General features: G+C 38.9%; 22 protein-coding genes. 14 read left to right on the top strand and 8 right to left on the bottom strand.

The window, feature by feature from the left end:
* Positions 1 to 21 precede the first annotated feature (21 nt).
* From HQN86_RS01995 to HQN86_RS01945, 11 genes are all read left to right on the top strand, one after another.
* The gene (locus tag HQN86_RS01995) at positions 22 to 1,479 is read left to right on the top strand and encodes a Gfo/Idh/MocA family protein (RefSeq protein ID WP_172659367.1); all 1,458 of its coding nucleotides are present in this window, start codon (positions 22 to 24) and stop codon (positions 1,477 to 1,479) included.
* A 28-nt stretch (positions 1,480 to 1,507) separates the two neighbouring features.
* Positions 1,508 to 2,200 carry a 3-keto-disaccharide hydrolase gene (locus tag HQN86_RS01990; RefSeq protein WP_172659366.1) on the top strand — a complete coding sequence of 231 codons (693 nt, stop codon included), beginning with the start codon at positions 1,508 to 1,510 and terminating at the stop codon, positions 2,198 to 2,200.
* 32 nt (positions 2,201 to 2,232) lie between these two features.
* On the top strand, positions 2,233 to 3,474 hold the full coding sequence (locus HQN86_RS01985; protein WP_048903704.1) for an MFS transporter: 1,242 nt from the start codon (positions 2,233 to 2,235) through the stop codon (positions 3,472 to 3,474).
* A 38-nt stretch (positions 3,475 to 3,512) separates the two neighbouring features.
* A complete protein-coding gene (locus HQN86_RS01980; protein ID WP_172659365.1) occupies positions 3,513 to 4,394 on the top strand; it encodes a hydroxypyruvate isomerase family protein in 882 nt (293 codons plus the stop codon).
* A gap of 10 nt (positions 4,395 to 4,404) precedes the next feature.
* Positions 4,405 to 5,289, top strand: a complete 885-nt coding sequence (locus tag HQN86_RS01975; protein WP_172659364.1) for a sugar phosphate isomerase/epimerase family protein — start codon at positions 4,405 to 4,407, stop codon at positions 5,287 to 5,289.
* Positions 5,290 to 5,471: 182 nt separating this feature from the next.
* Positions 5,472 to 6,464 (top strand): aspartate-semialdehyde dehydrogenase, encoded by a 993-nt coding sequence (locus HQN86_RS01970; RefSeq protein ID WP_048903702.1) that lies wholly within the window; start codon positions 5,472 to 5,474, stop codon positions 6,462 to 6,464.
* Positions 6,465 to 6,540: 76 nt separating this feature from the next.
* Entirely contained in the window at positions 6,541 to 7,947 is a 1,407-nt protein-coding gene (gene dacB, locus HQN86_RS01965) for a D-alanyl-D-alanine carboxypeptidase/D-alanyl-D-alanine endopeptidase (RefSeq protein ID WP_172659363.1), read from the top strand.
* Positions 7,948 to 7,968: 21 nt separating this feature from the next.
* Positions 7,969 to 9,930 (top strand): beta-N-acetylhexosaminidase, encoded by a 1,962-nt coding sequence (locus tag HQN86_RS01960; protein WP_172659362.1) that lies wholly within the window; start codon positions 7,969 to 7,971, stop codon positions 9,928 to 9,930.
* 4 nt (positions 9,931 to 9,934) lie between these two features.
* Positions 9,935 to 10,744, top strand: a complete 810-nt coding sequence (gene truA, locus HQN86_RS01955) for a tRNA pseudouridine(38-40) synthase TruA (protein ID WP_172659361.1) — start codon at positions 9,935 to 9,937, stop codon at positions 10,742 to 10,744.
* Positions 10,745 to 10,830: 86 nt separating this feature from the next.
* A complete protein-coding gene (locus HQN86_RS01950) occupies positions 10,831 to 11,286 on the top strand; it encodes a DoxX family protein (RefSeq protein ID WP_048903699.1) in 456 nt (151 codons plus the stop codon).
* 53 nt (positions 11,287 to 11,339) lie between these two features.
* A complete protein-coding gene (locus HQN86_RS01945) occupies positions 11,340 to 13,049 on the top strand; it encodes a M28 family peptidase (protein ID WP_172659360.1) in 1,710 nt (569 codons plus the stop codon).
* Here HQN86_RS01945 and HQN86_RS01940 read toward each other — a convergent pair.
* From HQN86_RS01940 to HQN86_RS01925, 4 genes are read right to left on the bottom strand one after another with little or no spacing between them, the layout of a single operon-like run.
* Entirely contained in the window at positions 13,032 to 13,538 is a 507-nt protein-coding gene (locus HQN86_RS01940) for a shikimate kinase (protein ID WP_172659359.1), read from the bottom strand. The two genes, HQN86_RS01945 and HQN86_RS01940, sit on opposite strands and share 18 nt — an antisense overlap.
* A 1-nt stretch (position 13,539) precedes the next feature.
* The gene (locus HQN86_RS01935) at positions 13,540 to 14,595 is read right to left on the bottom strand and encodes an ABC transporter permease (protein WP_172659358.1); all 1,056 of its coding nucleotides are present in this window, start codon (positions 14,593 to 14,595) and stop codon (positions 13,540 to 13,542) included.
* 2 nt (positions 14,596 to 14,597) lie between these two features.
* Positions 14,598 to 15,749: a BT_3928 family protein gene (locus HQN86_RS01930; protein ID WP_172659357.1), complete on the bottom strand. Its 1,152-nt coding sequence runs from the start codon at positions 15,747 to 15,749 to the stop codon at positions 14,598 to 14,600.
* Positions 15,750 to 15,759: 10 nt separating this feature from the next.
* Positions 15,760 to 16,302: a DUF1599 domain-containing protein gene (locus tag HQN86_RS01925; protein ID WP_172659356.1), complete on the bottom strand. Its 543-nt coding sequence runs from the start codon at positions 16,300 to 16,302 to the stop codon at positions 15,760 to 15,762.
* Positions 16,303 to 16,395: 93 nt separating this feature from the next.
* Between HQN86_RS01925 and folP the strand changes: the two genes are divergently transcribed.
* The gene (folP, locus tag HQN86_RS01920; protein WP_172659355.1) at positions 16,396 to 17,253 is read left to right on the top strand and encodes a dihydropteroate synthase; all 858 of its coding nucleotides are present in this window, start codon (positions 16,396 to 16,398) and stop codon (positions 17,251 to 17,253) included.
* Positions 17,254 to 17,273: 20 nt separating this feature from the next.
* Complete coding sequence (gene cdaA / locus HQN86_RS01915; protein WP_172659354.1) at positions 17,274 to 18,065, top strand: diadenylate cyclase CdaA; 792 nt, start codon at positions 17,274 to 17,276, stop codon at positions 18,063 to 18,065.
* 209 nt (positions 18,066 to 18,274) lie between these two features.
* Here the strand turns inward: cdaA and HQN86_RS01910 are convergent, their stop codons facing one another.
* On the bottom strand, positions 18,275 to 19,243 hold the full coding sequence (locus tag HQN86_RS01910; RefSeq protein ID WP_172659353.1) for a FecR family protein: 969 nt from the start codon (positions 19,241 to 19,243) through the stop codon (positions 18,275 to 18,277).
* A gap of 21 nt (positions 19,244 to 19,264) precedes the next feature.
* The gene (locus HQN86_RS01905; RefSeq protein WP_172659352.1) at positions 19,265 to 20,461 is read right to left on the bottom strand and encodes a DUF4185 domain-containing protein; all 1,197 of its coding nucleotides are present in this window, start codon (positions 20,459 to 20,461) and stop codon (positions 19,265 to 19,267) included.
* A gap of 66 nt (positions 20,462 to 20,527) precedes the next feature.
* Between HQN86_RS01905 and HQN86_RS01900 the strand changes: the two genes are divergently transcribed.
* Positions 20,528 to 22,126: a glycoside hydrolase gene (locus tag HQN86_RS01900; RefSeq protein ID WP_172659351.1), complete on the top strand. Its 1,599-nt coding sequence runs from the start codon at positions 20,528 to 20,530 to the stop codon at positions 22,124 to 22,126.
* A gap of 66 nt (positions 22,127 to 22,192) precedes the next feature.
* Here HQN86_RS01900 and HQN86_RS01895 read toward each other — a convergent pair whose 3' ends face one another.
* Together HQN86_RS01895 and HQN86_RS01890 are read right to left on the bottom strand one after the other, a co-directional pair.
* Positions 22,193 to 22,603, bottom strand: a complete 411-nt coding sequence (locus HQN86_RS01895; RefSeq protein ID WP_172659350.1) for a BrxA/BrxB family bacilliredoxin — start codon at positions 22,601 to 22,603, stop codon at positions 22,193 to 22,195.
* Between the two features lie 151 nt (positions 22,604 to 22,754).
* On the bottom strand, positions 22,755 to 25,598 hold the full coding sequence (locus HQN86_RS01890; RefSeq protein WP_172659349.1) for a porin family protein: 2,844 nt from the start codon (positions 25,596 to 25,598) through the stop codon (positions 22,755 to 22,757).
* Positions 25,599 to 25,604 lie beyond the last annotated feature (6 nt).

Here is a 25,604-nt window from a genome sequence, read left to right as displayed (position 1 = left end):
CCTACCTAACCAAATAGAACCATGGAAGAAACAAAAAAAGATCAGAATGCTACCAACAGACGTAGTTTTCTAAAAACATCAGCTATTGCTGCATCTGCATTTATGATAGTTCCGCGTCACGTTTTGGGCGGAAAAGGATTTTTAGCTCCTAGCGACAGATTAATTGTAGCGGGAATTGGTGCAGGCGGAAAAGGTCAATCTGATATTGCTGAATTTGCAAAAAGTGGAAAAGCCGATATTGGTTTTTTATGCGATGTGCATGATTCAAGAGCTGCGAATAGTGTAAAAGCTTTCCCTAAAGCTAAATATTATAGAGATTGGCGTGAATTGATGGATAAAGAAGCTAAAAATTTTGATGCTGTTTCTGTTTCTACTCCAGATCATAACCATGCCATTATTGCCCTTGCAGCAATGCAATTGGGTAAGCATGTGTATGTGCAAAAACCTTTAACTCATGATATTTATGAGGCAAGAGCTTTAACTGCTGCTGCTAAAAAGTATAAAGTGGTTACCCAAATGGGAAATCAGGGTGCTTCAAATGATGGCCCAAGACAAATGAAAGAATGGTATGACGCAGGATTGATTGGAGATGTACACACGGTTTATGCATGGACAGATCGTCCGGTATGGCCTCAAGGTATTCCATGGTCGGCTAACAAAGCTCAGGTGCCATCAGATCTTGATTGGGATCTTTGGTTAGGTACTGCCCCATACAAAGACTATGTAGATAAATTGGTTCCGTTTAACTGGCGTGGCTGGTGGGATTATGGTACTGGTGCTCTTGGAGATATGGGCTGTCACCTACTAGAAGCTCCGTTTAGCGTATTGAATTTAAAATATGCAAGCGAAGTTCAGGCGAGTGTTGGTTCTGTATATGTTGATGAATTCAAAAGAGGATATTTCCCTGATAGTTGTCCTCCATCAAGTCACGTTACATTAAAATTCCCTAAAACAACTAAGACCAAGGGCGATGTTACTGTACACTGGATGGATGGTGGTATCCAACCTGAAAGACCAGAAGAATTACAAGCTAACGAAACCTTTGGAGACGGTGGTAATGGTACCTTATTTATTGGTACAAAAGGTAAAATGATGAGCGAAACTTATAGCGCAAATCCGAAATTACTTCCTTTAACTAAAAACAAAGACATCAAGGTAGCGCAAAAATTTGCCCGCGTACAAGGTGGCGCAGGTGGCCACTACAAACAATGGGTTGAAGCTGCTATTGCCGGTTATGGCAAGCAGGAAGTAAGTTCTCCTTTTGAAATTGCAGGCCCGCTTACAGAAGCCTTGTTAATGGCAAACCTTGCTATACGTGGTGTAGATGTTCAACGTAAAAACAGTGAAGGAAAAATCTCTTATCCTGGCCGTAATATTAAATTACTTTGGGATAACGACCTGATGAAGGTTACTAACCTTGATGATGTGAACCAATATGTGAAACGTGAGTATCGCAAAGGCTGGACTTTGGGCGCATAAAAAATAAAGAACAATTTTAAACCACATAATGAAAAAATACATTTTCTCTGCGCTGATCTTAACAACAATAATGAGCTGCAGTAGTACAAAAAGTCAAAAAGGCACCAAAGGATTCACCAAACTATTTAATGGTGAATCCACTGCCGGATGGCATACATATGGAAAAACAACCGCCGGCAGTAAATGGAAAGTAGAAGATGGAACACTCCACTTTGATCCAAACGGCCAAAATGATGGTGGAGGTGATTTAGTGACAGATAAGGAATACAGCAATTTCCATTTAAAACTGGAATGGAAAGTAGCTCCTAAAGCGAATAGCGGTATAATTTTCTATGTACACGAAGACCCGAAATATGGTGCTACATACAGTACAGGTTTAGAAATGCAGGTGCTGGACAACGATGGTCATCCGGACGGAAAGATAACCAAGCACAGAGCGGGAGATTTGTATGATCTTGTTAAAAGTAACTCTGAACCGGTAAAACCTGTTGGAGAATGGAATACAGCTGAAGTAATCAGTAACAATGGAGCCCTTGAATTAAGATTAAATGGCGTTAAAGTGGTAACTACTACACTCTGGGATGAAAACTGGAAAAATCTTGTTTCAAAAAGCAAGTTTGCTGGCTGGGAAGGATTTGGAACTTTTAAATCAGGCAAAATAGCTCTTCAGGATCATGGAGATGCTGTTTGGTACCGTAACATTATGATTAAAGAACTATAATTTAACTTTTAAAGAATAACGAAAACCCGAATATGAATACGACTAACCGTGTTAAATTATCAATCATGATGTTCCTGGAATTTTTTATCTGGGGATCATGGTTTGTTACCTTAGGTACTTTTCTGGACAAGAACCTTTCTGCTTCTGGCTCAGAAACTGCCGCTGTTTTTTCAACCCAATCATGGGGAGCAATAGTTGCCCCTTTTATTATCGGCTTAATTGCCGATAGATTTTTCAATGCAGAAAAAATCCTTGGTGTTTTACACCTTCTTGGTGCTGCTTTAATGTACCAAATGTATACTGCTGCAGATATATCTGTTTTTTATCCATACGTATTAGGCTATATGATCCTTTATATGCCAACACTTGCATTGGTGAATTCAGTATCCTTTAACCAGATGAAAGATCCGGAGAAAGAGTTCTCTCCTATCAGGATTTGGGGAACTATCGGTTGGATTACAGCTGGACTAATTATCAGTTACGTATTCATTTGGGATTCACCTGAGGCCTTGTCTGCAGGTTTATTGAAAAATACTTTCCTTATGGCTGGTATTGCCTCATTAGGCTTAGGCTTATTTAGTTTCACATTACCTAAAACGCCACCAAAAGTAGCTGCAGGTGAAAAAGTAAAGATCGGTGATATTTTAGGTCTTGACGCTTTGAAACTATTAAAGGATAAAAACTTTGCTATATTCTTTGTTTCTGCTATCCTAATCTGTATCCCTCTGGCATTCTATTACCAAAATGCCCACCCTTTCTTATCTAATATCGGTGTTGAAGGGCCTACCGGTAAAATGGCAATAGGACAAATTTCAGAGGCGCTATTTTTACTATTGATTCCATTCTTTTTCAAAAAATATGGATTCAAAAAAACCATTCTTGTGGGTATGCTGGCATGGTCTGTTAGGTATTTATTATTTGCCTATGGAAATGCAGGAGAGCTTAGCTTTATGATTCTGATTGGCATTGCATTACATGGTATTTGCTATGATTTCTTTTTTGTATCAGGACAGATCTACACCAATTCAAAAGCTGGTGAAAGATATAAAAGTGCTGCTCAGGGATTAATCACGTTAGCAACATATGGTGTTGGTATGCTTATTGGATTTGAAGTTGCAGGATGGATTACAGATACTTACAAAGGTGCCAACGGAGCTGCCGACTGGAAAATGGTGTGGCTAATCCCATCTGGTATTGCATTTGTAGTTTTCTTATTGTTTGCACTAACTTTCAATGACAAGAAGAAAATTGAAGAAGAAGCTATTGCCCATTAATCTATTTGAACCAAATCAAAATTTAGATATTTAAAAAAATGGAATCAGAATTAAGCAGGAGAACTGCACTGAAAAATATCGTTGCCGGAACCGCCGCATTAGGTGTTTCGGCAGCTTTGCCCGCTTTTGCTCTTGACCCATATAAGTCAACTATGTTAAAAGGAAATGTAAATCATTCTGTTTGCCGTTGGTGCTTTGGAAGCGTAGATCTTGATACTTTATGTATTGAGGCAAAAAAAATCGGCATTAAAGCGATAGACCTTGTTGGCCCTAATGATTGGGCTACGTTAAAGAAACATGGCTTATACTCTTCAATGTGTAATGGTGCAGAAATCAGTATCCCGGACGGGTGGAATGATCCTAAATTTCATGCAACACTGATTAAAAACTATTCAGAAATGATTCCGAAGGTTGCCGAAGCGGGCTACAAGCAATTGATCTGCTTCAGCGGAAACCGTAGGGGTAAAGACGATGAGACAGGATTAAAAAACTGTGTTGAAGGCTTAAAACAAATACTTCCAATTGCTGAAAAGCATAATGTAGTAGTGGTTATGGAGCTACTTAACAGTAAAGTTAACCATGGAGATTATCAGTGCGATAATACCCCTTGGGGTGTCGAACTATGTAAAAGGTTAGGCTCTGAAAACTTTAAATTGCTTTATGACATTTACCATATGCAAATTGACGAGGGGAATGTTATCAGTACAATAACAAATAACCACCAATACATTTCTCATTATCACACGGCCGGAGTACCCGGAAGAAATGAGATTGATGATACTCAGGAACTATTTTATCCTGCTATTATTAAAGCTATTGTAGCAACTGGTTTCAAAGGCTATCTTGCCCAGGAATTTATTCCAAAGAGTAAAGACGGTATGAAGTCATTAAGAGAAGCAGTAAATATTTGTGATGTATAATTCAAAAACTATGAATTCTAGAAGAAATTTTATTAAGCAGGCAGGTATTGCCGTTGCAGGTGCAGCGTTATTACCATCTTTTGCCTGCAGCAGCACGCCTGCTGCAGGTGGTGCGCATCCAATTGGGCTACAACTTTATACCTTAAGAGAATTACTACCTAAAGATGTTAAAGGTGTAATAGAAAAGGTAGCAAAAGCCGGTTACAAGGAAGTTGAAACCTATGGTTATACTGCTGATGCAGGATTTTGGGGTTTAGATGCCAAAACATTTAAAGGTTTGCTTGATGCGAATGGATTAAAAGCTCCTAGTGGCCACTTTGGCTTAGATGGCTTTATTAAAAGCGGCAATCTGGACGAAGTTAAACCTTTAATTGAAGGTGCTTTAACTTTAAATATGGAATATCTAACCTGTCCATATCTTGATGAATCATTAAGACCCGATCTTGATGCTTTTAAAAAGGTAGCGGCAAGATTAAATGAAGCAGCAGAACTGTGTGCTAAATCTGGATTACAGCTAGCATACCATAATCACGATTTTGAATTTAAAAAATACGGAGATACTACCGGATACGACATATTGCTTCAGGAAACCGACAAGAAAAATGTTCAGTTTGAGATGGATTTATACTGGGTTGTAAGATCCGGGAACGATCCACTTGCATTATTTGCGAAACATCCTGGTCGTTTTGTGATGTGGCATGTAAAGGATATGGATAAAGCGAACAATACGATTAATACAGAAGTAGGAAGTGGAAAAATCGACTTTAAGAGCATTTATAAGCACGCCAAGGAATCAGGCCTTAAACACTTAATTGTTGAGCAGGAGAATTTCTCAAAGGATCCTTTTGTAAGCATTAAGCAAAGCTTTGATTACGTAAATCGCGAACTGGTTTAAGAAGATATATCTTAACAACAAAAGGGAAGTGGTTTACAAAAATCACTTCCCTTTTTTGTTTATAAGTACCCTGGTTTGCAGAAACATTTACTTAATGCTGAAATATTTCACATCTTTGGGGACTTATTAAACATAAAACCTTTATAATTAATTAAAAACAAGTAAAAAACAATTAGAAAAAAATGAAAATTGCAGTAGTTGGCGCCACCGGTCTGGTAGGCACCGTAATGTTAAAAGTATTAGAAGAGCGTAACTTCCCGTTAACTGAATTGATCCCTGTAGCATCTGAGAAGAGTGTTGGTAAGGAAATCTCATTCAAGGGTAAGAAGTATGCTGTTGTAAATATGGAAACTGCAATTGCAATGAGGCCCGACATCGCATTGTTCTCTGCAGGTGGTGGTACCTCATTAACATATGCTCCTCTTTTTGCAGAGGCTGGTACAACAGTAATCGATAATTCGTCGGCATGGCGTATGGATCCTTCAAAAAAACTGATCGTTCCTGAAGTTAATGCAAATGAATTATCTATCGATGATAAGATCATTGCAAACCCTAACTGTTCAACCATACAAATGGTAGTGGCTTTAAAACCACTTCACGATAAATATAGAATCAAACGCGTTGTGGTTTCTACCTACCAGTCTGTTACCGGTACTGGTGTAAAAGCTGTAGAACAACTAATGAATGAGCGTAAAGGTATTACAGACGGCCCTATGGCTTACGCATATCCTATTGATTTAAATGTTATTCCTCAAATTGATGTATTCACTGAAAACGGATATACTAAAGAGGAAATGAAAATGATACTTGAAACACGCAAGATCATGGGCGATGACAGCATCAGGGTTACTGCTACTACAGTACGTATCCCGGTTATGGGGGGGCACTCTGAATCAGTGAACATAGAGTTTGAGAATGATTTTGACCTTGCTGATGTAAGAGATTTGCTTACTAAAACTGAAGGAATCATTGTTGTTGATGATACAGCGAACCTTAAATACCCGATGCCTAAAGATGCTCATGAAAAAGATGAAGTATTTGTAGGAAGGATCAGACGTGATGAATCGTTGCCAAACACATTAAACATGTGGATTGTTGCCGATAACCTGCGTAAAGGTGCTGCTACCAACGCTGTACAGATTGCAGAGTTCCTGGTAAGAAATGAGCTGATATAAAATATCTGTAAAAAACGTTAGTGATGTAGAAATAGCTCGATTGCTATTTTTACATCACTTTTTTTTTAAAATGCCTATGTTAAAGAAATTTTTCCTTTTACTGTTCTTATTGTCTCAAAGTCTTGTTTACGCACAGGCGCCTGTGCAGAAACTGGAACAGGCCTTTAATAATTTACTTGCCGACCCGCAGGCAAAATATGCACTAACCTCTTTATGTGTACTGGATGCAAAAACTGGACAAACGATCTTCGCCAGAAATGAGAATATAGGCGTGGCTACTGCGTCGACATTGAAAACCATCACCTCAGCAACTGCATTTGGATTACTAGGTAAAGATTTTCAATACCAGACAACATTAGCCTACAGCGGCACCATCAATTCAGAAGGGACATTAAAAGGAAACCTGATTATTGTTGGCGGCGGAGACCCTACATTGGGTTCATGGCGATATGAAACAACTAAAGAAGGGGTGATCTTAAATCAATGGGTAAATGCCATAAAAGGTGCCGGGATTAAAAAGATTGAAGGAAAAGTTATAGGCGATGATGGTTTATGGGGAAGCCAAACGACTCCTGATGGTTGGATTTGGCAAGATATAGGTAATTACTATGGTGCAGGGGCTTCGGCACTGAGTTGGAGAGAGAACCAATTTGATCTTCATTTAAAGGCAAATAAAGCTGAGCGGACTGTAACAGTATTAAAAACCGTCCCTGAAATGCCTTACATTAAGTTTGTAAATGAATTGAAGGCGGGCGCTGAGGGCACAGGAGACAGGGTTTATGCCTATTTACCTCCACTTAGCACTACTGCGTATTTAAGAGGAAGCTGGGCTATTGGCATTTCAAAATCGGGAGTTTCGGCAGCACTGCCTGATCCGGCTTTTGATGCGGCATTTAGATTACAAGACACTTTACATCGTATAGGCATAAGCGCAACAGAAACACCTACTACAGCCAGACAGTTGACGGCAGAACAAAAACCAATGCCGGTAGTAACCCAAAAATTAACAACAATAAGCTCCCCTGCTCTTAGCGAAATTGTATACTGGTTCAATAAAAAAAGTGTGAACCTATATGGAGAACACTTATTAAAAACCATTGCCTGGAAATCGGGAAAAGAAGCTACCACACAAAACGGAGCTGCTACTGTAATTAATTACTGGTCCGCAAAAGGCATAGATAGTCGCGCGCTAAACATTTTGGATGGCAGTGGCCTATCGCCTGGCACCCGAGTAACAACCGCAGCAATGGCAAGCGTTCTTTTTCAAAGTCAAAAGGAAAGCTGGTTCCCTGCTTATTACGAATCCATGCCGGAAAACAATGGCATGAGACTTAAAAGCGGAAGTATTAATGACGTATCAGCCTATGCCGGCTATTACACCGACAAGAACGGCAATAAATATATCATAGTAATTAACATAAACAACTATTCTGGTTCCGGGATCAGCAAAAAACTGTTCCGGGTTTTGGATGCCCTTAAGTAAAATTGATAAATTGCGGCAATTATGAAAAACACCTTTTACCTGCTCTGTTTAAGTCTTTTAAGTATTCCTGCCTTCGGTCAGTATGCTATTCCCAATACCGAAGCTACAACAGAAACTGTTGCTATAGTAAACAATGCACCGGATATTGCAATTATACCAGAACCGGTATCAGTTATAAAAAGTGAGGGGTATTTTTTGCTTCCTTCAAATGTCGTTATACAAGCCCCGGCAGTGGCAGAAATTAAGCAGGTGGTGGCTTTTTTACAAGAAAGACTTTCTATTCCAACAGGAAGTTACGTTGCTGAGGTGAGCACTCCGTCTGCAAAATCAACCATTAACCTCATCCTAAATGAAAAAGCAAATTCGGCGTTAGGTAAAGAGGGGTATCAATTGTCGGTAACACCTAATCATATTACCATTAAAGCAAACAAACCAGCAGGCTTATTTTATGGTGTTCAGAGTCTTATCCAGTTGTTTCCTAAAGAAATTGAAAGTAAAGAAGCTGTTGAAAATATAGAATGGAAAGCTCCTTGTGTAGAAATAATAGATTATCCACGAGTGGGGTGGAGAGGATTAATGTTTGATGTCGCACGTCATTTTTTCACCAAAGCAGAAGTGAAACAATACATAGATGCAATGGTAAGATACAAATACAATATCCTGCATCTACATCTAACTGATGATGAGGGATGGAGAATAGAAATAAAAGGTTTGCCAAAATTAACTGAAGTAGGTGCATGGAATGTTAAAAAGATAGGTGAATTCGGAAACTTCTTCCCTCCTGCCGCTGATGAGCCCCGAAACTATGGAGGTTTTTACACCCAGGATGATATAAGAGAACTAGTGCAATATGCTAAAGAAAGATTTGTAGATATAATGCCAGAAATAGATGTTCCCGGTCATAGTTTAGCTGCGATTGCTTCGTATCCCGAATTATCATGTACCCCTGGTGCCGAGAACTACCGTGTACGTTCTGGTGAACGAATTATGGATTGGTCGAGAGGCGCCCCTCCTATTGCTCTAGTAGACAACACGCTTTGTCCTGCCAATGAAAAAGTGTACACTTTTTTAGATACTGTAATTACACAGGTAGCCCAATTATTCCCATTCGAATACATTCATATGGGTGGTGATGAGGCTCCGTTTAACTTTTGGGAAAAGAGTGATAGCATTAAAGCCCTAATGAAAAAGGAAGGCTTAAAAAATATGCATCAGGTTCAGGGCTATTTTGAAAAGCGGGTACAAAAGATCGTTGAATCAAAAGGTAAGAAATTTATGGGTTGGGATGAGATTCTGGATGGAGATATGCCACCAAACACTAGCGTGATGAGCTGGCGGGGTATGAAATACGGGATTGAAGCAGCCAAAAGAAAACACGAAGTAGTGATGAGTCCAACTACTTATGCTTACCTAGATTATATGCAGGCTGACCCCATTACAGAACCCAAGGTATATGCCTCATTAAGACTAAGTAAATCATATGAGTTCGATCCTATCCCGGCTGGTGTTGACAAAAAATACATTAAAGGCGGACAGGCCAACTTATGGACTGAACAAGTTTACAATATCCGCCAGGCAGAATATATGACCTGGCCAAGAGGGCTGGCCATAGCGGAGTCCGTATGGTCGCCTATTGAAAAGAAAAACTGGAACAATTTCTTTAATCGGGTTGAGCAGCATTTTAAAAGGCTCGACGTAGCTGAAACAAAATATGCCCCAAGTGTTTATGACCCTATATTTAGTGTAAGCAGATCGGCAGATAAGCAGCTTATGATCGAATTGAGTACAGAGGTACCTGGGCTTGATATTTATTACAGTTTCGATAATTCATTTCCCGATCGTTTTTACCCTAAGTACACAGAAAAGTTAGCACCGCCAAAAGACGCTACTACACTTAAAGTGATTACTTACAAAGGAAAACAACCAGTAGGCAGAATGTTGTCTATGCCTGTAGACGAGTTAAGCAGAAGATCTAGAAAATAAGACATTGAGATACTTTGTTCACATTGGCTACAACGGCTTACACTATAACGGCTGGCAAAAACAACCCGGAGTACTAAACGTACAAGGTGTGCTTGAGAAAGCACTTACTCAGGTATTAAAGACTCCTGTATTTATTATCGGTTGCGGGCGTACTGATGCACATGTACACGCCAGTCAGTTCTTTTTTCACATGGATATAGAACAAACATGGGATTTTGATCTCTTGTTCAGGTTAAATAAGCTCTTGCCTGAAAACATTGCCATATTTGATATCATTGCAATGGATGGCTTGCAACATGCCCGATTTGATGCCGTACAAAGGTCCTATGACTACTTTATCCACACTTATAAAGATCCTTTTCTAAGTGGCCTCAGTTCCTTTTATTTGCTTGAAGACCTTCATTTTGATAGAATGAAACAGGCGGTTGAAATACTTCCGAATTATAAAGATTACAGACCCTTTTGTACCAGCCCTGATAAATACGAACACACCATCTGTAATGTCATGTCTGCAAATCTGGCGGTAGACTCCACCGGCGACAAGTTACGCTTCCAAATCGCTTCAAATCGCTTCCTAAGCAAGATGATCAGGATTATCATGGGCCAGCTTTTAAAAATTGGGAAAGGAGTTTTAAGTGTAGACGAATTTGAGAGTTACCTGGTCAACAAACAGACCCCGGCATTAATTACACCTGCGCACCCTCAAGGATTATACCTGTCAAAAGTGACTTATCCATATTTAAATTTACCTCCCAGAACCGCTTTTTCATCTATACTTCAGAAGCAAACAGACCTTTCCTGGAAAACATTATAATATATTGATTGTTAATATCTTGCTATTGGTTATTTAATCAAAATTAGTTAGCTTTAATAGACCATTATAAAATAGGAGGCATTATCATGACTGTTATTCAAAAAATCGAGCGTTGGGGCGATCTACATCATGCCAAATGGCTAGACATCATCCGTATTGCTTTAGGTATTCTCATTTTTAGTAAGGGTATTGCAATAGTTAGCAACACGGCAGTGCTTCAAGATCTATTATTACAGAATAATGTATTTGGTTTTTCTGGAATGATGGCAAGCGTAGCCGTTCACATTGTCGGATTTGTACATCTGGTAGGAGGTCTTTTAATTGCTATAGGCTTGCTTACACGGTTTGCATCTGTGATACAGATTCCAATATTATTGTGTGCTGTTTTTTTCGTCAACCTGTCACATGGCTTTTCAGCTTTGAATTCTGAATTGTGGCTTTCAATTATTGTACTGCTGTTATTGGTCTTATTTTGGGTTATTGGATCTGGACCATACTCGGTAGATTACTCTATGAAAAAAAGGCAAGATATTAACAGGTAGATAGCCTATAACGATTCTGCGATTCTTAGTATCTTTCGGCATATTTTATATGCATGAAAAAACTGCTGCTTGCCGGATTGCTATTATATGCTTCGCATAGTTTTGCGCAAGACCCTACGTTATCCTATTTCGACATTACCCGCAATGGGTTCAATGAAAAAAACGCCTTTGAAACTACATCTTTTGTGGAACAGCACTGGCGCTTGCCTGGCAACAAGGGTTTTAATGAGAGCATTTATTATGTAGAAGGTCTATTAAAAAAAGCAGGGTTCGTAGCGGAACAAAAAGATGAATCGGAAGGCTTATTAACCTACCGCATCGAAAAACGTCCGATGAAACAAAATACATGGGAGCCGGTTAATGCCACAGTAGGCATTGAAGGTGAGCATGAGCCTCTATTAGAGTTTAAAATGAATCGCAATATGATTACGATAAACTCTTCTTCAACCCCTATAGGAGGTATTACGACCGAGGTGATTTACGTAAATCCAGCAGATATCAGCACCATAGATGATAAGGACATCAAAGGCAAAATTGTATTTTCAGAAATTGGAACAGGGAGGCTTTTCAATGTTGCCATCAATGCGGGGGCTCTGGGAGTTTTAGGATATGCAATGCCTGATTACACCCAACCCGAGAAGTATCAAACATCTATTCAATTTTCTGGAATTAATAACCCGGACGGTAAGGGCTGGGCAATCAATCTTTCATACAAGGCCAAAGAGCGCCTAAAGAAAGCAATAGCAAAAGGCCCTGTTAAACTAAATGTTACTGTAGCAACAAACACCTATCCTTCAGAAGAATTAACTATAATTGCCAACATAAAAGGGAACCTTAAGCCTAATGAGCGTTTTGTATATAGTGCTCATGTACAGGAACCTGGTGCAAACGACAATGCATCTGGGGTAGGTACCTTAGCTGAAATGGCAAGACTTACTGCATCGCTGGTAAAATCAGGGAAACTTATACCTCAAAGAACACTAACCTTTCTATGGGGTGATGAAATTGTTTCTACCCAGCGGTACATCAAAGAGAATAACGAAAGGGCAAAGGGAATTATGTGGGGAATGAGCCTGGATATGGTTGGAGAAAACACAGAGAAAACCGGAGGATCTTTCCTCATAGAAAAAATGCCCGATCCTTCGGCCATATGGACAAGAGGTACAGATAAACATTCAGAATGGGGATCCGGAGATGTAAAGGAGGAGGATCTTTTCCCTCATTACTATAACGATCTGGTCATGAAAATTTGTAATGACCAGGGCAAACATGCAAACTGGAAGGTTAACTATAACCCCTTTGAAGGAGGTAGCGATCATACACCTTTCCTGAAAAACAAAATCCCGGGTTTATTAATGTGGCATTTTACAGATGTTTTTTACCATACCGATAATGACCGGCTAGACAAAGTATCAGCAACAACTATGAAAAACGTTGGTATCAGCGCCCTAACCACTGCCTACACACTGGTAACAGCAGATGAAAACACCGCATTATTTACCGTTAATGAAGTAAAAGCGGCTGCTTTAATTCGATTAAAAACAGAATTTAGCTTGAGCAAACAAGCCATTATGAGCGGAAAGTCTACTATCGAGCAGGAAAAGCACATCCTATCAACCTGGGGAAAATACTATGCCGATGCCCTTGCAACCATTTCTTCAATCCCGGTAAAGACAGAAACAAAACGAGTAAGTTCAGCAATTAAATTTGCAGTTCTGGAAGTAGAAAAACAAACCAACCAGTATTTAGATGAACTGAGATAAATGCTCCAATGCCTTATCTGGTGTAAGGTTTATTCCATCAACACTTAAAATAGCACGTTTATAGAAACGGTTCCTTTCAGCCAACCTGGTTTCAATAAAATCAATCAGCTGCTCATGATTCATATCTTTAATTAAGGGGCGTTTTTCTTTACCTTTTTCCAGTCTCTTAGCCAGGGCAATTGGAGACATTTCGACATACATGGTAACCCCGTTGTCGTTCATCCATTCCATATTATCAAAATAACATGGAGCGCCTCCACCGGTTGCTACTACACAGTTTGCAGGGTAATTATGTTCTTTCAGTAATTTGCTTTCCAATCTTCTAAAAGCATCTTCTCCATTAGCCGCAAAATAGTCTCCGATATTGGAACCCACCTTGTCTTCCAGTACATGGTCCAGATCTATAAAATCGTAACCTAATTTAGTGGCTAATTTTTTACCTAAAGTACTTTTGCCGCAACCCATAAATCCAATCAGGAATATCTTCATTTTAAGCCAACTTTACCCTTGGATCAACAAAGGCATATAAAATATCTACAAAAATATTAATTACTACAAAAACAAAGGCAATAAAAAGTATAGACCCCATAACTACCGGAAAATCTGACATCTCCAGTGCAGTTACAGTAGTGCGCCCTAAACCATTATAACCAAAAATATACTCTACAAAAAACGAACCAGCCAGCAGTGAAGCAAACCATCCCGAAATAGCGGTGATAACGGGATTTAGGGCATTTCTAAGTGCATGCTTGTAAATTATTGCATTTCTCCCTAATCCTTTTGCCCGTGCAGTTCTAATGTAATCCTGTGCAAGAACATCTAACATCGCACTGCGCGTTAACTGTACAATAATAGCCAGTGGCCTTAAGCCCAGGGTTACCATTGGTAACCACAGATTTTTCCAGGTGGTTACCTCACCCTCAAAAGGATCATAGCTATACAAACTGCCAGACATATTTAACCCGGTGTAATCGCTAAGTACAAAGCCAAAAAACCACGCTATAATGATCCCGGCGAAAAAAGAAGGTGCAGATATACCCAAAATAGCAAAAGCATTTGCAGTCTTATCAATCCAGCTATCTTTATGAACAGCCGACAGTACCCCTAAAAAAACACCTATTATAGTAGCAAATATCATAGCTGTAAGTGCCAGAATGAAAGTATTGGGAACCGTTTCAGTAAGAATTGTGGTTACATCACGTTTAGTTTGATAAGAACGGCGTAAATAAGGCCATTTAAGCGCTATAACATCTTTGCCAACAGAAAACAGTTTTACATAATGGTACTTGTCCTTCGTCTCCTTATCATTATCGTGGAGCCCTATTGGCGAAAGGTCATTTAAATAAAGGAAGAATTGTACAGGTCTTGATCTATCTAACCCAAACTCTTTGCGTACAGCCTCTAAAGATTGTACATCAGAACGTTGTCCTAAAGTCATCCTTGCGGGATCTCCGGGCAATACATTAAATAATACAAACACGACTACAATTACGCCTGCCATTACGGCAAATCCATAGATGAATTTTTTAAAAGCGTATTGTAACATGATTATTTAGCAAAATACATTTTAGTAAGTTCGTCAAAAGAAGGAACATTATTATAATGCCATTTATTAATAACAACACCGTTCTTAAGTAAAAGCACACCTGGATTTGCCCTCACCATACTTTTTAAAGGCACAGCATCAGCATAAAAGACTTCACTAAACAGTTTCATTTTTTTGCTGTAGGCATCTGCATCTTGTGCTGAACTCGAGGTTAACATTATGGACCTGATATTAAATTGTTCCGTTGCATTTAATGCCAGCGCATTTAACTTAGCTATACCTTCCTCATTGGAGTCTTTTAAATTGTATGCTACAATTACCAGATTGTAATATGGATTTTCTATTAGTTCTTTTGTATAATCGGTGCCCGAAGCATCGGTTATTTGTAAATCTTTAATTTTAGGCTCATAGCCTTTTTTAATCAGCTTGCTCTCCGGATCACCTATAATTTCCCAGTTATCGTCTTTCCAGATCTCTGTTTTCAGATAATCTTTATCACTCATCACCTTGGTTTCACCTGTTTCCTTATTCTTCATGTTGTACATGATTAAATACTCATCAGGCGTTGCCCCGGCAGGTATCTTCATCAAATCGGGCAAGCTAGCCCCAACTTTATAAGGCAGAAAATCTAGTACAGGCAATCTGCTATAGGTGAACTGACTAAACATTAATGAAAAAGTAAGTACAATAGCAAACAAAGCGCTTTGCCATCTGGCATTTTCAGTAACCGGGTGTATCCTATCCCTGTTTTTGAACAGGTAAACGATCATTACCAATAAAACCAGATCTTTAGAAAAAGATTGCCAAGGGGTTAAAGGAATGGCATCTCCAAAACATCCGCATGAGGTTACTACTTTAAACGCTGCCGAAACAAAGGTTAGAAATGTAAAGAAAATAATAACCACCAGTAAACCAGTTGTTACCTGTTTGCGCCAAAAACCAAAAAGCAGTAAAGCACCCAATACAATTTCAAATACACAAAGCAATATGGCAATTCCTGTAGCCATGCCACTAAGAAACGACATATGGAACACTTCAAAGTACTCCTGCAATTTATAACCAAATCCAAGTGGATCATTGGCTTTTATTAATCCTGAAAATATAAAGAGGATACCAACAAATATCCTGGAAAAGTTTAATGCGGCTTTCTTCATTGTTTACCAGCTATTTTACGCCCAACTTAATTAAAGCAAAAACAGCATAGTTTAGCATATCCTGATAATTTGCATTTACACCTTCGGAGGCCAGGGTGTGCCCCGAATTGTCTTCTATTTGTTTTACTCTTAAAATTTTCATTAAAATCAGATCTGTTAAAGAGCTAATGCGCATGTCTCTCCAGGCCTCACCATAATCGTGATTTTTGGCAAACATAAGTTCTTTAGTCCCATTTACCTTCTCGTCAAAAAGCTTCTCTACTCTTTCCACACCCAGCTCATACGGATCATCTTCTCCAAGCTCAAGCTGCATCATGGCAATTGCACAATAATTAATAATTCCTATATACTCAGAAACAATGTCTTCTCCTACTTTAGATACTTTCTTTTCCTCAAGCGTGCGGATCCGCTGTGCTTTAATGAAGATCTGGTCTGTTATAGAAGCCGGCCTTAATATTCGCCACGCTGTTCCATAGTCGTTTGTTTTCTTTAAAAAAAGCGATTTGCAAACCGCTATTACTGAGTCAAATTCTTGTGAAGTGTTTGTTGCCAAAACGATTAAAATAATAAGTTTACATCCGTTTTAATACTGTATCCTAATTGAGTAAAATCATTTAAAGATTTTATCTAAGTTTGTATTCAAACAATGGCTAAAGATACATTTTTAAACCGAAAGACTACACTAAACGTCAAAGGCAAACTGACAGATATCAGTGCCCCATGTGTAATGGGCATCCTAAATCTGACCCCAGACTCCTTTTACAGTAACAGCCGGGCCGGCTCTTTAGACGATGCATTGCAAAGAACGGAAGCCTTTCTGAAAGATGGGGCTAAGTTTATAGATATAGGAGCATACTCCTCTCGTCCGGGTGCAGCAGAAGTGAGTCCGGATGAAGAATTAAAAAGGATAGTTCCGTTTGTAGAGGCTATCACAAAAAAGTTACCTGAAGTAATCATTTCTATAGACACTTTTAGAGCAAGAGTAGCAAAAGAAAGCATAGAAGCAGGCGCTCATATCATAAATGATATCGCTTCGGGCGACATGGATGAAGCCATGTTTGAAACAGTTGCGGCCCTTCAGGTTCCATACATTATGATGCATATGAAGGGAACGCCACAAACCATGCAACAACAAACAGAATATAAAGATCTTGCATTGGACATAACGGACTACTTCTCCCTTAAAGTTGCCGAACTACAGAAACTGGGGGTAAAAGATATTATTTTAGATCCCGGCTTCGGTTTTGCAAAAACTTTAGACCAGAATTATCAGCTGCTAAATCAACTTCAGGACTTTAACATTTTTGAGCTTCCCCTACTTGTCGGCTTTTCCAGAAAATCTATGATCTATAAAATTCTGGGTTTAACTCCGCAGGAAGCCCTTAACGGAACATCGGTATTGAATACTATAGCGCTATTAAAAGGAGCAAGCATATTGCGTGTTCACGATGTAAAAGCTGCAGTAGAGTGTATAGCTTTAGTTCAAAAGACGCAGCAACAATAAAAATCCATAACTTGGCAGTGATGAAAGGCTTAGAATTTGATTTCTTAAAGGTAACAGTAACAGATGCGGTAGATATTATTCTTGTCGCTTTAATTATCTATTACATCTACAACCTGATTAAGAACACCCTCGCAGTAAACCTGTTGTTAGGTATGGTAATCATATTGGTAATACATTGGGTTGTAGATGCATTAAAAATGAATTTACTATCCACTATCATTAACCAATTTATGAGTGTGGGGATAATAGCCCTAATTGTTATTTTCCAGCCAGAGATCAGGCGCTTCTTATTACTCATCGGGAAAAATACTTTTCTACAGCAAAACAAAGCCTGGTGGGGCTATTTATTTGGAAGTAAAAATATTGAGCGCGACAATTTAGTAAGGATAAAACCTATCATTGATGCTTGCAAGAGCATGAAAAAATCAAGAACCGGAGCACTAATTGTATTTGTAAAGTTTTACGACGATCAGCTTTTTGCCAACAGTTGTGAGCTAATAGATTCAAAAATATCAAAACGATTGCTGGAGAGCATCTTTCAAAAATACAGCCCATTACATGATGGAGCAGTTGTTATTGCCGAAAACAAAATCAAAAGTGCAAGTTGTATCCTCCCTTTAACTGATAATGATAAATTACCACCTCAGTTTGGTCTTCGTCATAGAGCCGGGATTGGCGTGTCTGAAACTACGGATGCCGTTGCAGTAATTGTTTCAGAAGAAACCGGAGAGATTGCCTATGCTAAACAAGGCCGTGTAAGAATGAATGTATCTTTTGGAGAGTTGGAGAAACTTCTAAATAAAGATTTTTAATTCAGTGTCAGAGATGGTTCCTAGGCCCCATCTCTGACACTGAATTTAAGGAAAATAGCATGGCAAACCACCTTCTTATGTTAATATAAATTGATGATAATTAATACTGTCTGTTCAACTGGCAATACTAGATAGCCCCCTACTTTCCTTAAAAATCACCTTCTTCGATGAGACCTAGCCGCTGTTGCTTTTCGCAACAGATGCCAGACTTAGCGAAGAACGGTTATTTTTCTCCCCTTTATTTTGAACCGTACAAAACCTGTATTCTCTAAAGATTTTAAAGTAGAAGAGATGTTATCAAACCTTGAAACAGATAAACTAAATAATTCTTTAGGTGCGTTTTCGTTAGCATAAATTATTTCAACGTTGTACCATCTGGAAATACTTTTCATTATAGTTTCCAGGCTTTCATCTTCAAATAAGAAGAGCCCGTTTTTCCATGCAACTGCTTCCTTGGTATTTGCAGGAATGATTTCCAAATTGCCTTTTTTATTTATAGCCTGCTGGCCCGACTTTATGATATTATCGGAATTAATTCTGCCCATCCCCTCCAACAGCGTAGTTTTTATGGCCTCATCATTAACATAGCTACTAATGTTAAGTTGCGCAGCCTCAACCTCAATGCGCTGCTTTCCAGAAAATACCACAAATGGCGTATTGGCAATCTGAGCGATCTCAAAATAAGCTTCACCCTTTAGCTCTACTTTACGCTCAGCACCTGGATCAAATGATGCCGGATAAGTTAATTTAGAGGCCGCATTTAACCACACTTTAGTGCCGTCTGGTAAACGAACCTGATATTGGCCACCCAAGGGAGTCTCAAGATTATTAATCCCTACATTTTTAACCGTATCAGAATTAAGCGCTTTTTCATGAACAGCATAGGTAATTTGTCCGCTTCCTGTCCTCACAATACTTGCCCCAGACTCCTCAGCCAGAACTCCATTAGGCGCTTCATCAAGACTAATCTTTTTACCGCTTGCCAAAGTTAATATAGCCCTGCTGCTGCCTGCATGAATGTCTCTCTTAGCAAACCTGTTTTCTTTTAAGGGTTTTGGATGATGGTTATAAAAAATTGCCCCAATCGCACACGCTATTAACGCCAAACAGGCTATTGCTAAATATCTGAATGCCCACCTGTCGTAAAATATTGGCTTCTTTTCTGGTTCTTCACTCATTTTTACACTTCCTTTTCAGTTTTAGTTAAATTTTATCTTAATGAACCGGGGCCTGTACAACTGAGGATCCGTTTCAAGATCTTTAAAGAAATCAAAAGAATTAACATTATAACTAATTAAAAGTTCTCCTTTTTCAGATAAACCTGGATGAGCCTTAGCATTATAAGAAAAATAACTTTTCTTTTTTAACGCATCAGAGCTGTCCCACAATTTTATTATTGGCCCAAAAGGCCCGATAGGGCTTTTCCCTAAACGCATCCCTACTGCTCTTCCCATGCCACCCTGCTGAAAAATTAACGCATATCTCCCATCTGGCAATACCGATAAACTAAGCTCATTTGAAACCTGATCTGTTATTGCTTCAGCCTTCTTAATATCTGCATTCCACGTTGCCCCATCCCAGAAGTTCCACTTAGCGTAATCATCAAATTCTTTAGGTTTTACCCTTGCTACCAGCAATTTTTTAGCCATCCCTTTTACCCCATAAACGTAAACATATCCATCAGGCCCAGGCGCTCCGGCCTTGGCTGTGTTTACGAATATACCTGCACCAAAAGATGCCATTTCCTTTTCGGTTTCATTACTGCTTAAATAAAATGGAGTATCTTTCTGTTCAAAGGTTTTATAAGGAGGCTCTTCTTTTTCGGCGATTTTGATTAGCGTATTACCTACCTCAGAAAAGCCAAAAGCGCCATCACTTACCTGTTTAACCCTGTAACCAAAAATATAGATGGCATTATTTTGCTCCTGGTTTACAAAACCATCGCCAAGCCAATAATAATCTGTAGGGCCTGTTAGGGGAGTTTTCGGCACAAATACAGTTTCCGGGTTATCCTTCTGGTCGTTTTTCCAAAAAAAAGTTATGTTGTCCTTTACAGGTTTTGTACCTTTTAATATCGCTATGCTATTATGGATCATTTTAGCTCCGGGCTCCATTTTATCATCTTTAATGTTCCCAATCATACTATCACTAAAAATGAAGAGGGTTTTCTTAGCTTCTGGTTTACCTGATTCTACCCCATTTAATGGAATAGTATAGATACCATCACCGCCAAACCATCCATTATTTCTTACAAATAAATTTGTCCACTCTGTAGCCTCCGTAGCCGTAAATTTTATATTCGTCAAATCCTGAGCATTGGAATTGCTAAAAAAGCCGGCCAAACAACATAACAAAACGATTTCTTTTATGCCTGAGGTAAATTTAAGTCTATTCATCAGGTATAAATATATTAAAAGTAGAGTTATATGTATATTAAGCTGTCAATTATTAATATTGTATCTATGAAAATTAAGCTACTCCTTTCCAGTGTCTTTATTAGGAAAATTACCCTGTGCACTTTTCTTTTAGCCAGTGCCCTAAGTTCATTCTCGCAAGATCAGAAACCAATTAAATTTACCCTTCTGCTCAACAAAACTGCACAACAAATACACAACATCGGCGGTTCTGGTTGCTGGTATACCGAGGAAATTGGCAAGCAATGGCCATTGGCCGAAAAACAACACATTGCAGAATTGTTATTTAGCAGGGGATTTGAAAAAGATGGCAGGCCAAAGGGGATCGGCTTATCTGCTTGGAGGTTTAATATTGGCGGGGGTACTGCTGAACAAGGCGACAGTAGTGGAATTGCAGATCCTTCGCGCAGAGTAGAGTGTTTTTTATCTCCTGATGGAACTTACGACTGGAGCAAACAGCAAGGATACACCTGGATGTTACGGCAGGCAAAAAATTATGGAGTAAAAGACCTGATTGCATTTGTAAACAGCCCTCCGGTACAGTTTAACAAGAATGGCCGTGGGTACAAGTCGCAAAAAGATGGCTCTACAAATTTAAGGCCCGATAAATATGATGCTTATGCAAACTTCCTGACCGAAGTAATAAAGCATTATGATAAAGAGGGCCTTCGTTTTAACTACATAAGTCCAATAAATGAGCCCCAATGGGATTGGTTAAAGCAATCTAATCAGGAAGGCAGTCCATGGACAAATGAGGAAATGTATCAAACCATTAAATCTTTAAATATCAGTTTACAGAAGCAAAAGCTTAGTACAAAAATCCTGACCACCGAAGCCGGTCAGCTTGATTTTTTGTATGCTGACAAGGGACGGACATCACGCCAGATAGACAGCTTCTGGAATCCAAAAAGCCCTTTATACATAGGCGGTTTTAGCAATAGTACAAAGTTTGTTGAAGGCCATGGATATTTTACAGAAAACGGCGACAGTACGCTAATAAACACAAGAAGATCTTTAAGAGATACTTTAAAGAAATATAATGGTCTGGAATATTGGCAATCAGAATACTCTATGCTTGGTAATGGTTATAAAGATAAAATCGAAGGCAAGCCAAGCGAGATGGATCATGCATTATTCCTTGCAAAGGTAATTAATCATGATTTTACCGTAGGGGATGCATCTGCCTGGCATTTCTGGAATGCATACGAGCCCGGGAATCCGTTAAATCCACGTTACTTTCTTATCGCATTAAATCCGCAAAGAGCAAGCAAACCTGAAAACAAGTACACCATTACTAAAAATCTGTGGACCTTAGGACATTACAGTCTTTTTATCCGCCCTGGTATGGTTCGTATAGAAACACAAAGAAGCGACAGCTTAAATGACATGGAGGTTGCCCAGCAGGTAATGGTTTCTGCATTTAAAGACCCGAATGGAAAAAGTCTTGTAATAAATGTAATTAACTACACAAGTGAAACTAAAAAAACTGATTTTGTATTGAAAGGGCTACTTAAAGGACAGGCCTTAAAGCTTAAAAAGCATTATATAACCTCTGAAAAGCAGGATGACAATATTCGCCCTTATCCAATTGGAGATACTGCCCTACCACCGCGTTCTATAAGCACCTTTATATTTTCTGCTCTTTAAATAATATTAAGCGCAAAAAGAGGGAGCCTGATATTTTCAGGCTCCCTCTTTTATATTTTTTTATTTCTAGCAGTACTGCTCAAAAGCACCAATAAGGCTATCGGCAATCATTTGCGCCGGACGGCCTTCTATTTGATGACGCTCTATCATATGAACTAATTTACCATCTTTAAATAAAGCCATTGAAGGTGATGATGGAGGAAAAGGCAACATATAACCTCTAGCTCTGTCAACCGCTTCTTTTTCCATACCAGCAAAAACCGTTACCAATTTTGTAGGGTGTTTTTCATTTGCTGCAGCTAATTTTGCTGCCGGACGCGCGTTTGCAGCTGCACAACCACATACCGAGTTCACTACTACAAACACAGTTCCTTCGCTTGTAATGGCGCTATCAACTGCTTCAGCAGTTTTTAATTCTTCAAAACCTACGGTTGTAAGTTCAGCACGCATTGGTTCAACTAAATATTCTGGATACATATGCTTAATATTTTTATAAATTTTCTTTTTGAGTATACAAAGGTACTGTACCTGTAACTAGCATCAAAGCATTGGCGATAAGACCAATATAGTTTTGACCTTTAAATTACTTTGTATAAATCAAAAACAAGCGCTCTCCTCTGTTATATCATCATTTCTTAGCCTTGGCCTTCTTTCCAAACTGTCTTGGATAGTAGGAAATTGTGGTCATAAAATATTGTGTCAATACATTTTGCCTACCTATGGTAAAACTATTGGCATCACCATAGTTAATTACGCTGGTGTTCTGCCTTAATAAATCGAGGGCCGCGAATTTGACCTCAGCATTATTACCTTTAAGGAAGCGACAAACCAGGTTCGCATTCCAGATGGTGTAAACAATGTTTTTAGAATTCGATGAAGAACTGTTGTTGTTACTGATATTGCTATTCAACGTCAACTTCTTGGTGATGTTATAGCTGGCCGTCAATGTGGTGCCAACGTTCTTTCCGCTATATTGGGTGTTAAAGGCCTCTTGTTTGGATTTGTAGGTAGACCACGATTGGCTAAGCGCCACCGCCAAATAACTCTTATACGTATAATTAACACTACCGCTATAATACGTATTTAAATTACTCGAATAAGTAAATACACTATTGGTATACCCAGGGTTTATAGCTGTATTGAAGTTTCCATATAAATTAAACTGAAATTCCGATGTTTTAAGCTTTAAAGCCTTCCTGATACCCGCTTCGCCATTTAAATATTTATTCCCATCTGCATTGACCAAATAGACCGTCCGCCTGTTCTGCTCGTCAATCAAAAGACTGTCTACAATATTGTTAGCAATCAACCCTGCCCTTAGTGTGAAGTTGTAATTAAGCGTATTTTTACTATGTTGATCATCGCTGTAAAAGCTGAATGACAATTCACGCTGTACCGATTCTTTCAGGTTAATATTGCCTCTTCTAAGATTGTATACGTCGGTGCTGTCGGTTAGTGGAGCAAGCTGATTGATATTAGGTATCTTCAAAGTTGTTCTGTACTCAAGAGAGTAGTTCCTCGAGGTTTCCCCATATTGATTATTGTAAAAACTAATCTCTACGTCAGGGGCAAACTGGCTGTAGTTGCGTTTTAAGTTTTGGAAAGACCTGTCAGATTTATTATCCTGACTAATTAATAGCTCTTTAGGATGAAACGTGAGGGACAAGGACTTGTAATAACGGTTAGACATACTTTTCGAGAAAGATCTTCTTATTCTCAACCCAGGTGTTTCCTCAATAACATTCGTAGTTATTTGATTATTTAAATAGGCGTTAGTCCGGTATACGTTATTTATGGTATCCAAATCCTGCACCCTGTTATTATTTTTATCAGAGTTCAGCAGTAACCTGTTCGTTAAATCAAAGCTCATACGTGAGTATTTTTTGTTTCCAAAAATCAGCCCCTTTAGATCCTGTATAGTTAAATTGAGTTCCTGTCTGAACCCTTCCGCAAGGGTGTTGTACTTTCTGTTAAATTTCTGATTAGCTGCAGTACCAGTAAATGATTTAAACTCAGTCAGGTTCAGGCGGTCGCTTTCATTATTGTAGGTATTCAAATTATAGTTGGCCTCGAAACCCCTAAACCGCGTTGTTTGTGTAATGATATATGGAGAATACCTGTACTGACCACCAAACCTAAAACTCTTATTGTTGTAATTTCCGGTATTCATTGAATTATTTGTACTGGTTAGCACATCCTGCAAATTAGTAGCCGTACGAAAAGTCTGATCTACATTATCACCCTGATTAAAGTTTACTTCCTGGGAGAAATTCAAATTATGCCCCTTTTTAGTATACTCGTAATTCGAATCAAATCGCTGCGTGGTATTAGAAGATTGATTGTTGGTAATGCTGTTGTCAATCACCTTATCCGTACTGTTAACAGAGGTAGTTGTCTTAGCATCAGCTAGGTAATTGGTATTCTTGTCTTGTAAAAAGTAATTAGATTTTAAGGTGTTTTTTAACTCCCACGTGGGCTTTTCTATAAAATTGTAGGTAAAGTTTGCCCCGAGTGCACTGGGGCGTGTTATCCCTTCAGCCCTAAAATCAGGCTGATATTCTACATTGGTACCAACCCCCTTAAACGTACTGTTAGATTGGAGATCGCGCGTATTATCCGCAATCTTGTTAATATTGTTTATGGCGCCAACAACGGCAAGTTGCATTTTGGGCGTAAACATATTGATACTGGCGTCCGTTTCAAAACGCTTATCTGTTCCATAACCTGCGCCAATCTTACCAAAAAAACCAACATCCTTGCCTTTTTTTAGTTTAATGTTCATCTCCAGCGTAGAATCTGCAGGATTGGTACTTTGCTGACTCCTTGATTTGTTGTACACCTGTATTTTCTGGACCGCATTTTTAGCCAGATTTTGTGTAGCCTGCTTCATATCACCACCAAAAAAGGACTTTCCATTTACCAATAAGCTTTTAACCTCTTTACCGTTTACCGTAATCTGTCCGTCTCCCCACAAGGTGATGTTGGGTATCTGCCTAAGCAAATCCTCAACCACAGCATTACTATCTAATTTAAAAGCCGCAGCATTAAACTCTAACGTATCACCATTCATACTAATCGGTGGCACGGTGATCACTACATCGTCAAGCGTGATGTCCCTGCGGTTGGCAACAATGGTCTGGAGGTCAATGGTATTCTTACCCGCAGGTATCGTAAATGTCTTTCTGGAAGTATAGTAACCTACATTGTTAATATCCAGTCTTAGAAGAACATTTACAGGCAGGTTTTTAAAGCTAAATTCCCCATAATTATTGGTTACCTGGTAGCTTAACAAGGTGCTATCGGCCGATTTATAGATAGATACGGTAGCAGATTTTAGCACATAGTTCTGTGCCGTATCTCTCACAATACCCTTTGCAGTTCCTGGATTTACAGTGGTAGCTTGCTGTGCATTAAGCGTAAAGCAGGCAATACTGAGCAGAAATGCCAGCGTTATGGTATTTAATTTGAACATGGAGCG

The sequence above is a fragment of the Pedobacter panaciterrae genome (assembly GCF_013204795.1).
GTDB classification, from domain to species: Bacteria; Bacteroidota; Bacteroidia; order Sphingobacteriales; family Sphingobacteriaceae; genus Pedobacter; species Pedobacter panaciterrae.
This window is presented reverse-complemented; position numbering and strand designations above follow the sequence as displayed.

What these genes read in the sequence shown, in the direction of transcription:
- cdaA (WP_172659354.1), top strand. Translation starts at nt 17,274, where the DNA reads ATGAAAGGCTTAGAATTTGATTTCTTAAAGGTAACAGTAACAGATGCG.
- HQN86_RS01935 (WP_172659358.1), bottom strand. Translation starts at nt 14,595, where the DNA reads ATGTTACAATACGCTTTTAAAAAATTCATCTATGGATTTGCCGTAATG.
- HQN86_RS01940 (WP_172659359.1), bottom strand. Translation starts at nt 13,538, where the DNA reads ATGAAGATATTCCTGATTGGATTTATGGGTTGCGGCAAAAGTACTTTA.
- HQN86_RS01980 (WP_172659365.1), top strand. Translation starts at nt 3,513, where the DNA reads ATGGAATCAGAATTAAGCAGGAGAACTGCACTGAAAAATATCGTTGCC.
- HQN86_RS01985 (WP_048903704.1), top strand. Translation starts at nt 2,233, where the DNA reads ATGAATACGACTAACCGTGTTAAATTATCAATCATGATGTTCCTGGAA.
- HQN86_RS01945 (WP_172659360.1), top strand. Translation starts at nt 11,340, where the DNA reads ATGAAAAAACTGCTGCTTGCCGGATTGCTATTATATGCTTCGCATAGT.
- HQN86_RS01900 (WP_172659351.1), top strand. Translation starts at nt 20,528, where the DNA reads ATGAAAATTAAGCTACTCCTTTCCAGTGTCTTTATTAGGAAAATTACC.
- folP (WP_172659355.1), top strand. Translation starts at nt 16,396, where the DNA reads ATGGCTAAAGATACATTTTTAAACCGAAAGACTACACTAAACGTCAAA.
- HQN86_RS01895 (WP_172659350.1), bottom strand. Translation starts at nt 22,603, where the DNA reads ATGTATCCAGAATATTTAGTTGAACCAATGCGTGCTGAACTTACAACC.
- HQN86_RS01970 (WP_048903702.1), top strand. Translation starts at nt 5,472, where the DNA reads ATGAAAATTGCAGTAGTTGGCGCCACCGGTCTGGTAGGCACCGTAATG.
- HQN86_RS01930 (WP_172659357.1), bottom strand. Translation starts at nt 15,749, where the DNA reads ATGAAGAAAGCCGCATTAAACTTTTCCAGGATATTTGTTGGTATCCTC.
- dacB (WP_172659363.1), top strand. Translation starts at nt 6,541, where the DNA reads ATGTTAAAGAAATTTTTCCTTTTACTGTTCTTATTGTCTCAAAGTCTT.
- HQN86_RS01890 (WP_172659349.1), bottom strand. Translation starts at nt 25,598, where the DNA reads ATGTTCAAATTAAATACCATAACGCTGGCATTTCTGCTCAGTATTGCC.
- HQN86_RS01960 (WP_172659362.1), top strand. Translation starts at nt 7,969, where the DNA reads ATGAAAAACACCTTTTACCTGCTCTGTTTAAGTCTTTTAAGTATTCCT.
- HQN86_RS01910 (WP_172659353.1), bottom strand. Translation starts at nt 19,243, where the DNA reads ATGAGTGAAGAACCAGAAAAGAAGCCAATATTTTACGACAGGTGGGCA.
- HQN86_RS01995 (WP_172659367.1), top strand. Translation starts at nt 22, where the DNA reads ATGGAAGAAACAAAAAAAGATCAGAATGCTACCAACAGACGTAGTTTT.
- HQN86_RS01990 (WP_172659366.1), top strand. Translation starts at nt 1,508, where the DNA reads ATGAAAAAATACATTTTCTCTGCGCTGATCTTAACAACAATAATGAGC.
- HQN86_RS01905 (WP_172659352.1), bottom strand. Translation starts at nt 20,461, where the DNA reads ATGAATAGACTTAAATTTACCTCAGGCATAAAAGAAATCGTTTTGTTA.
- HQN86_RS01975 (WP_172659364.1), top strand. Translation starts at nt 4,405, where the DNA reads ATGAATTCTAGAAGAAATTTTATTAAGCAGGCAGGTATTGCCGTTGCA.
- HQN86_RS01950 (WP_048903699.1), top strand. Translation starts at nt 10,831, where the DNA reads ATGACTGTTATTCAAAAAATCGAGCGTTGGGGCGATCTACATCATGCC.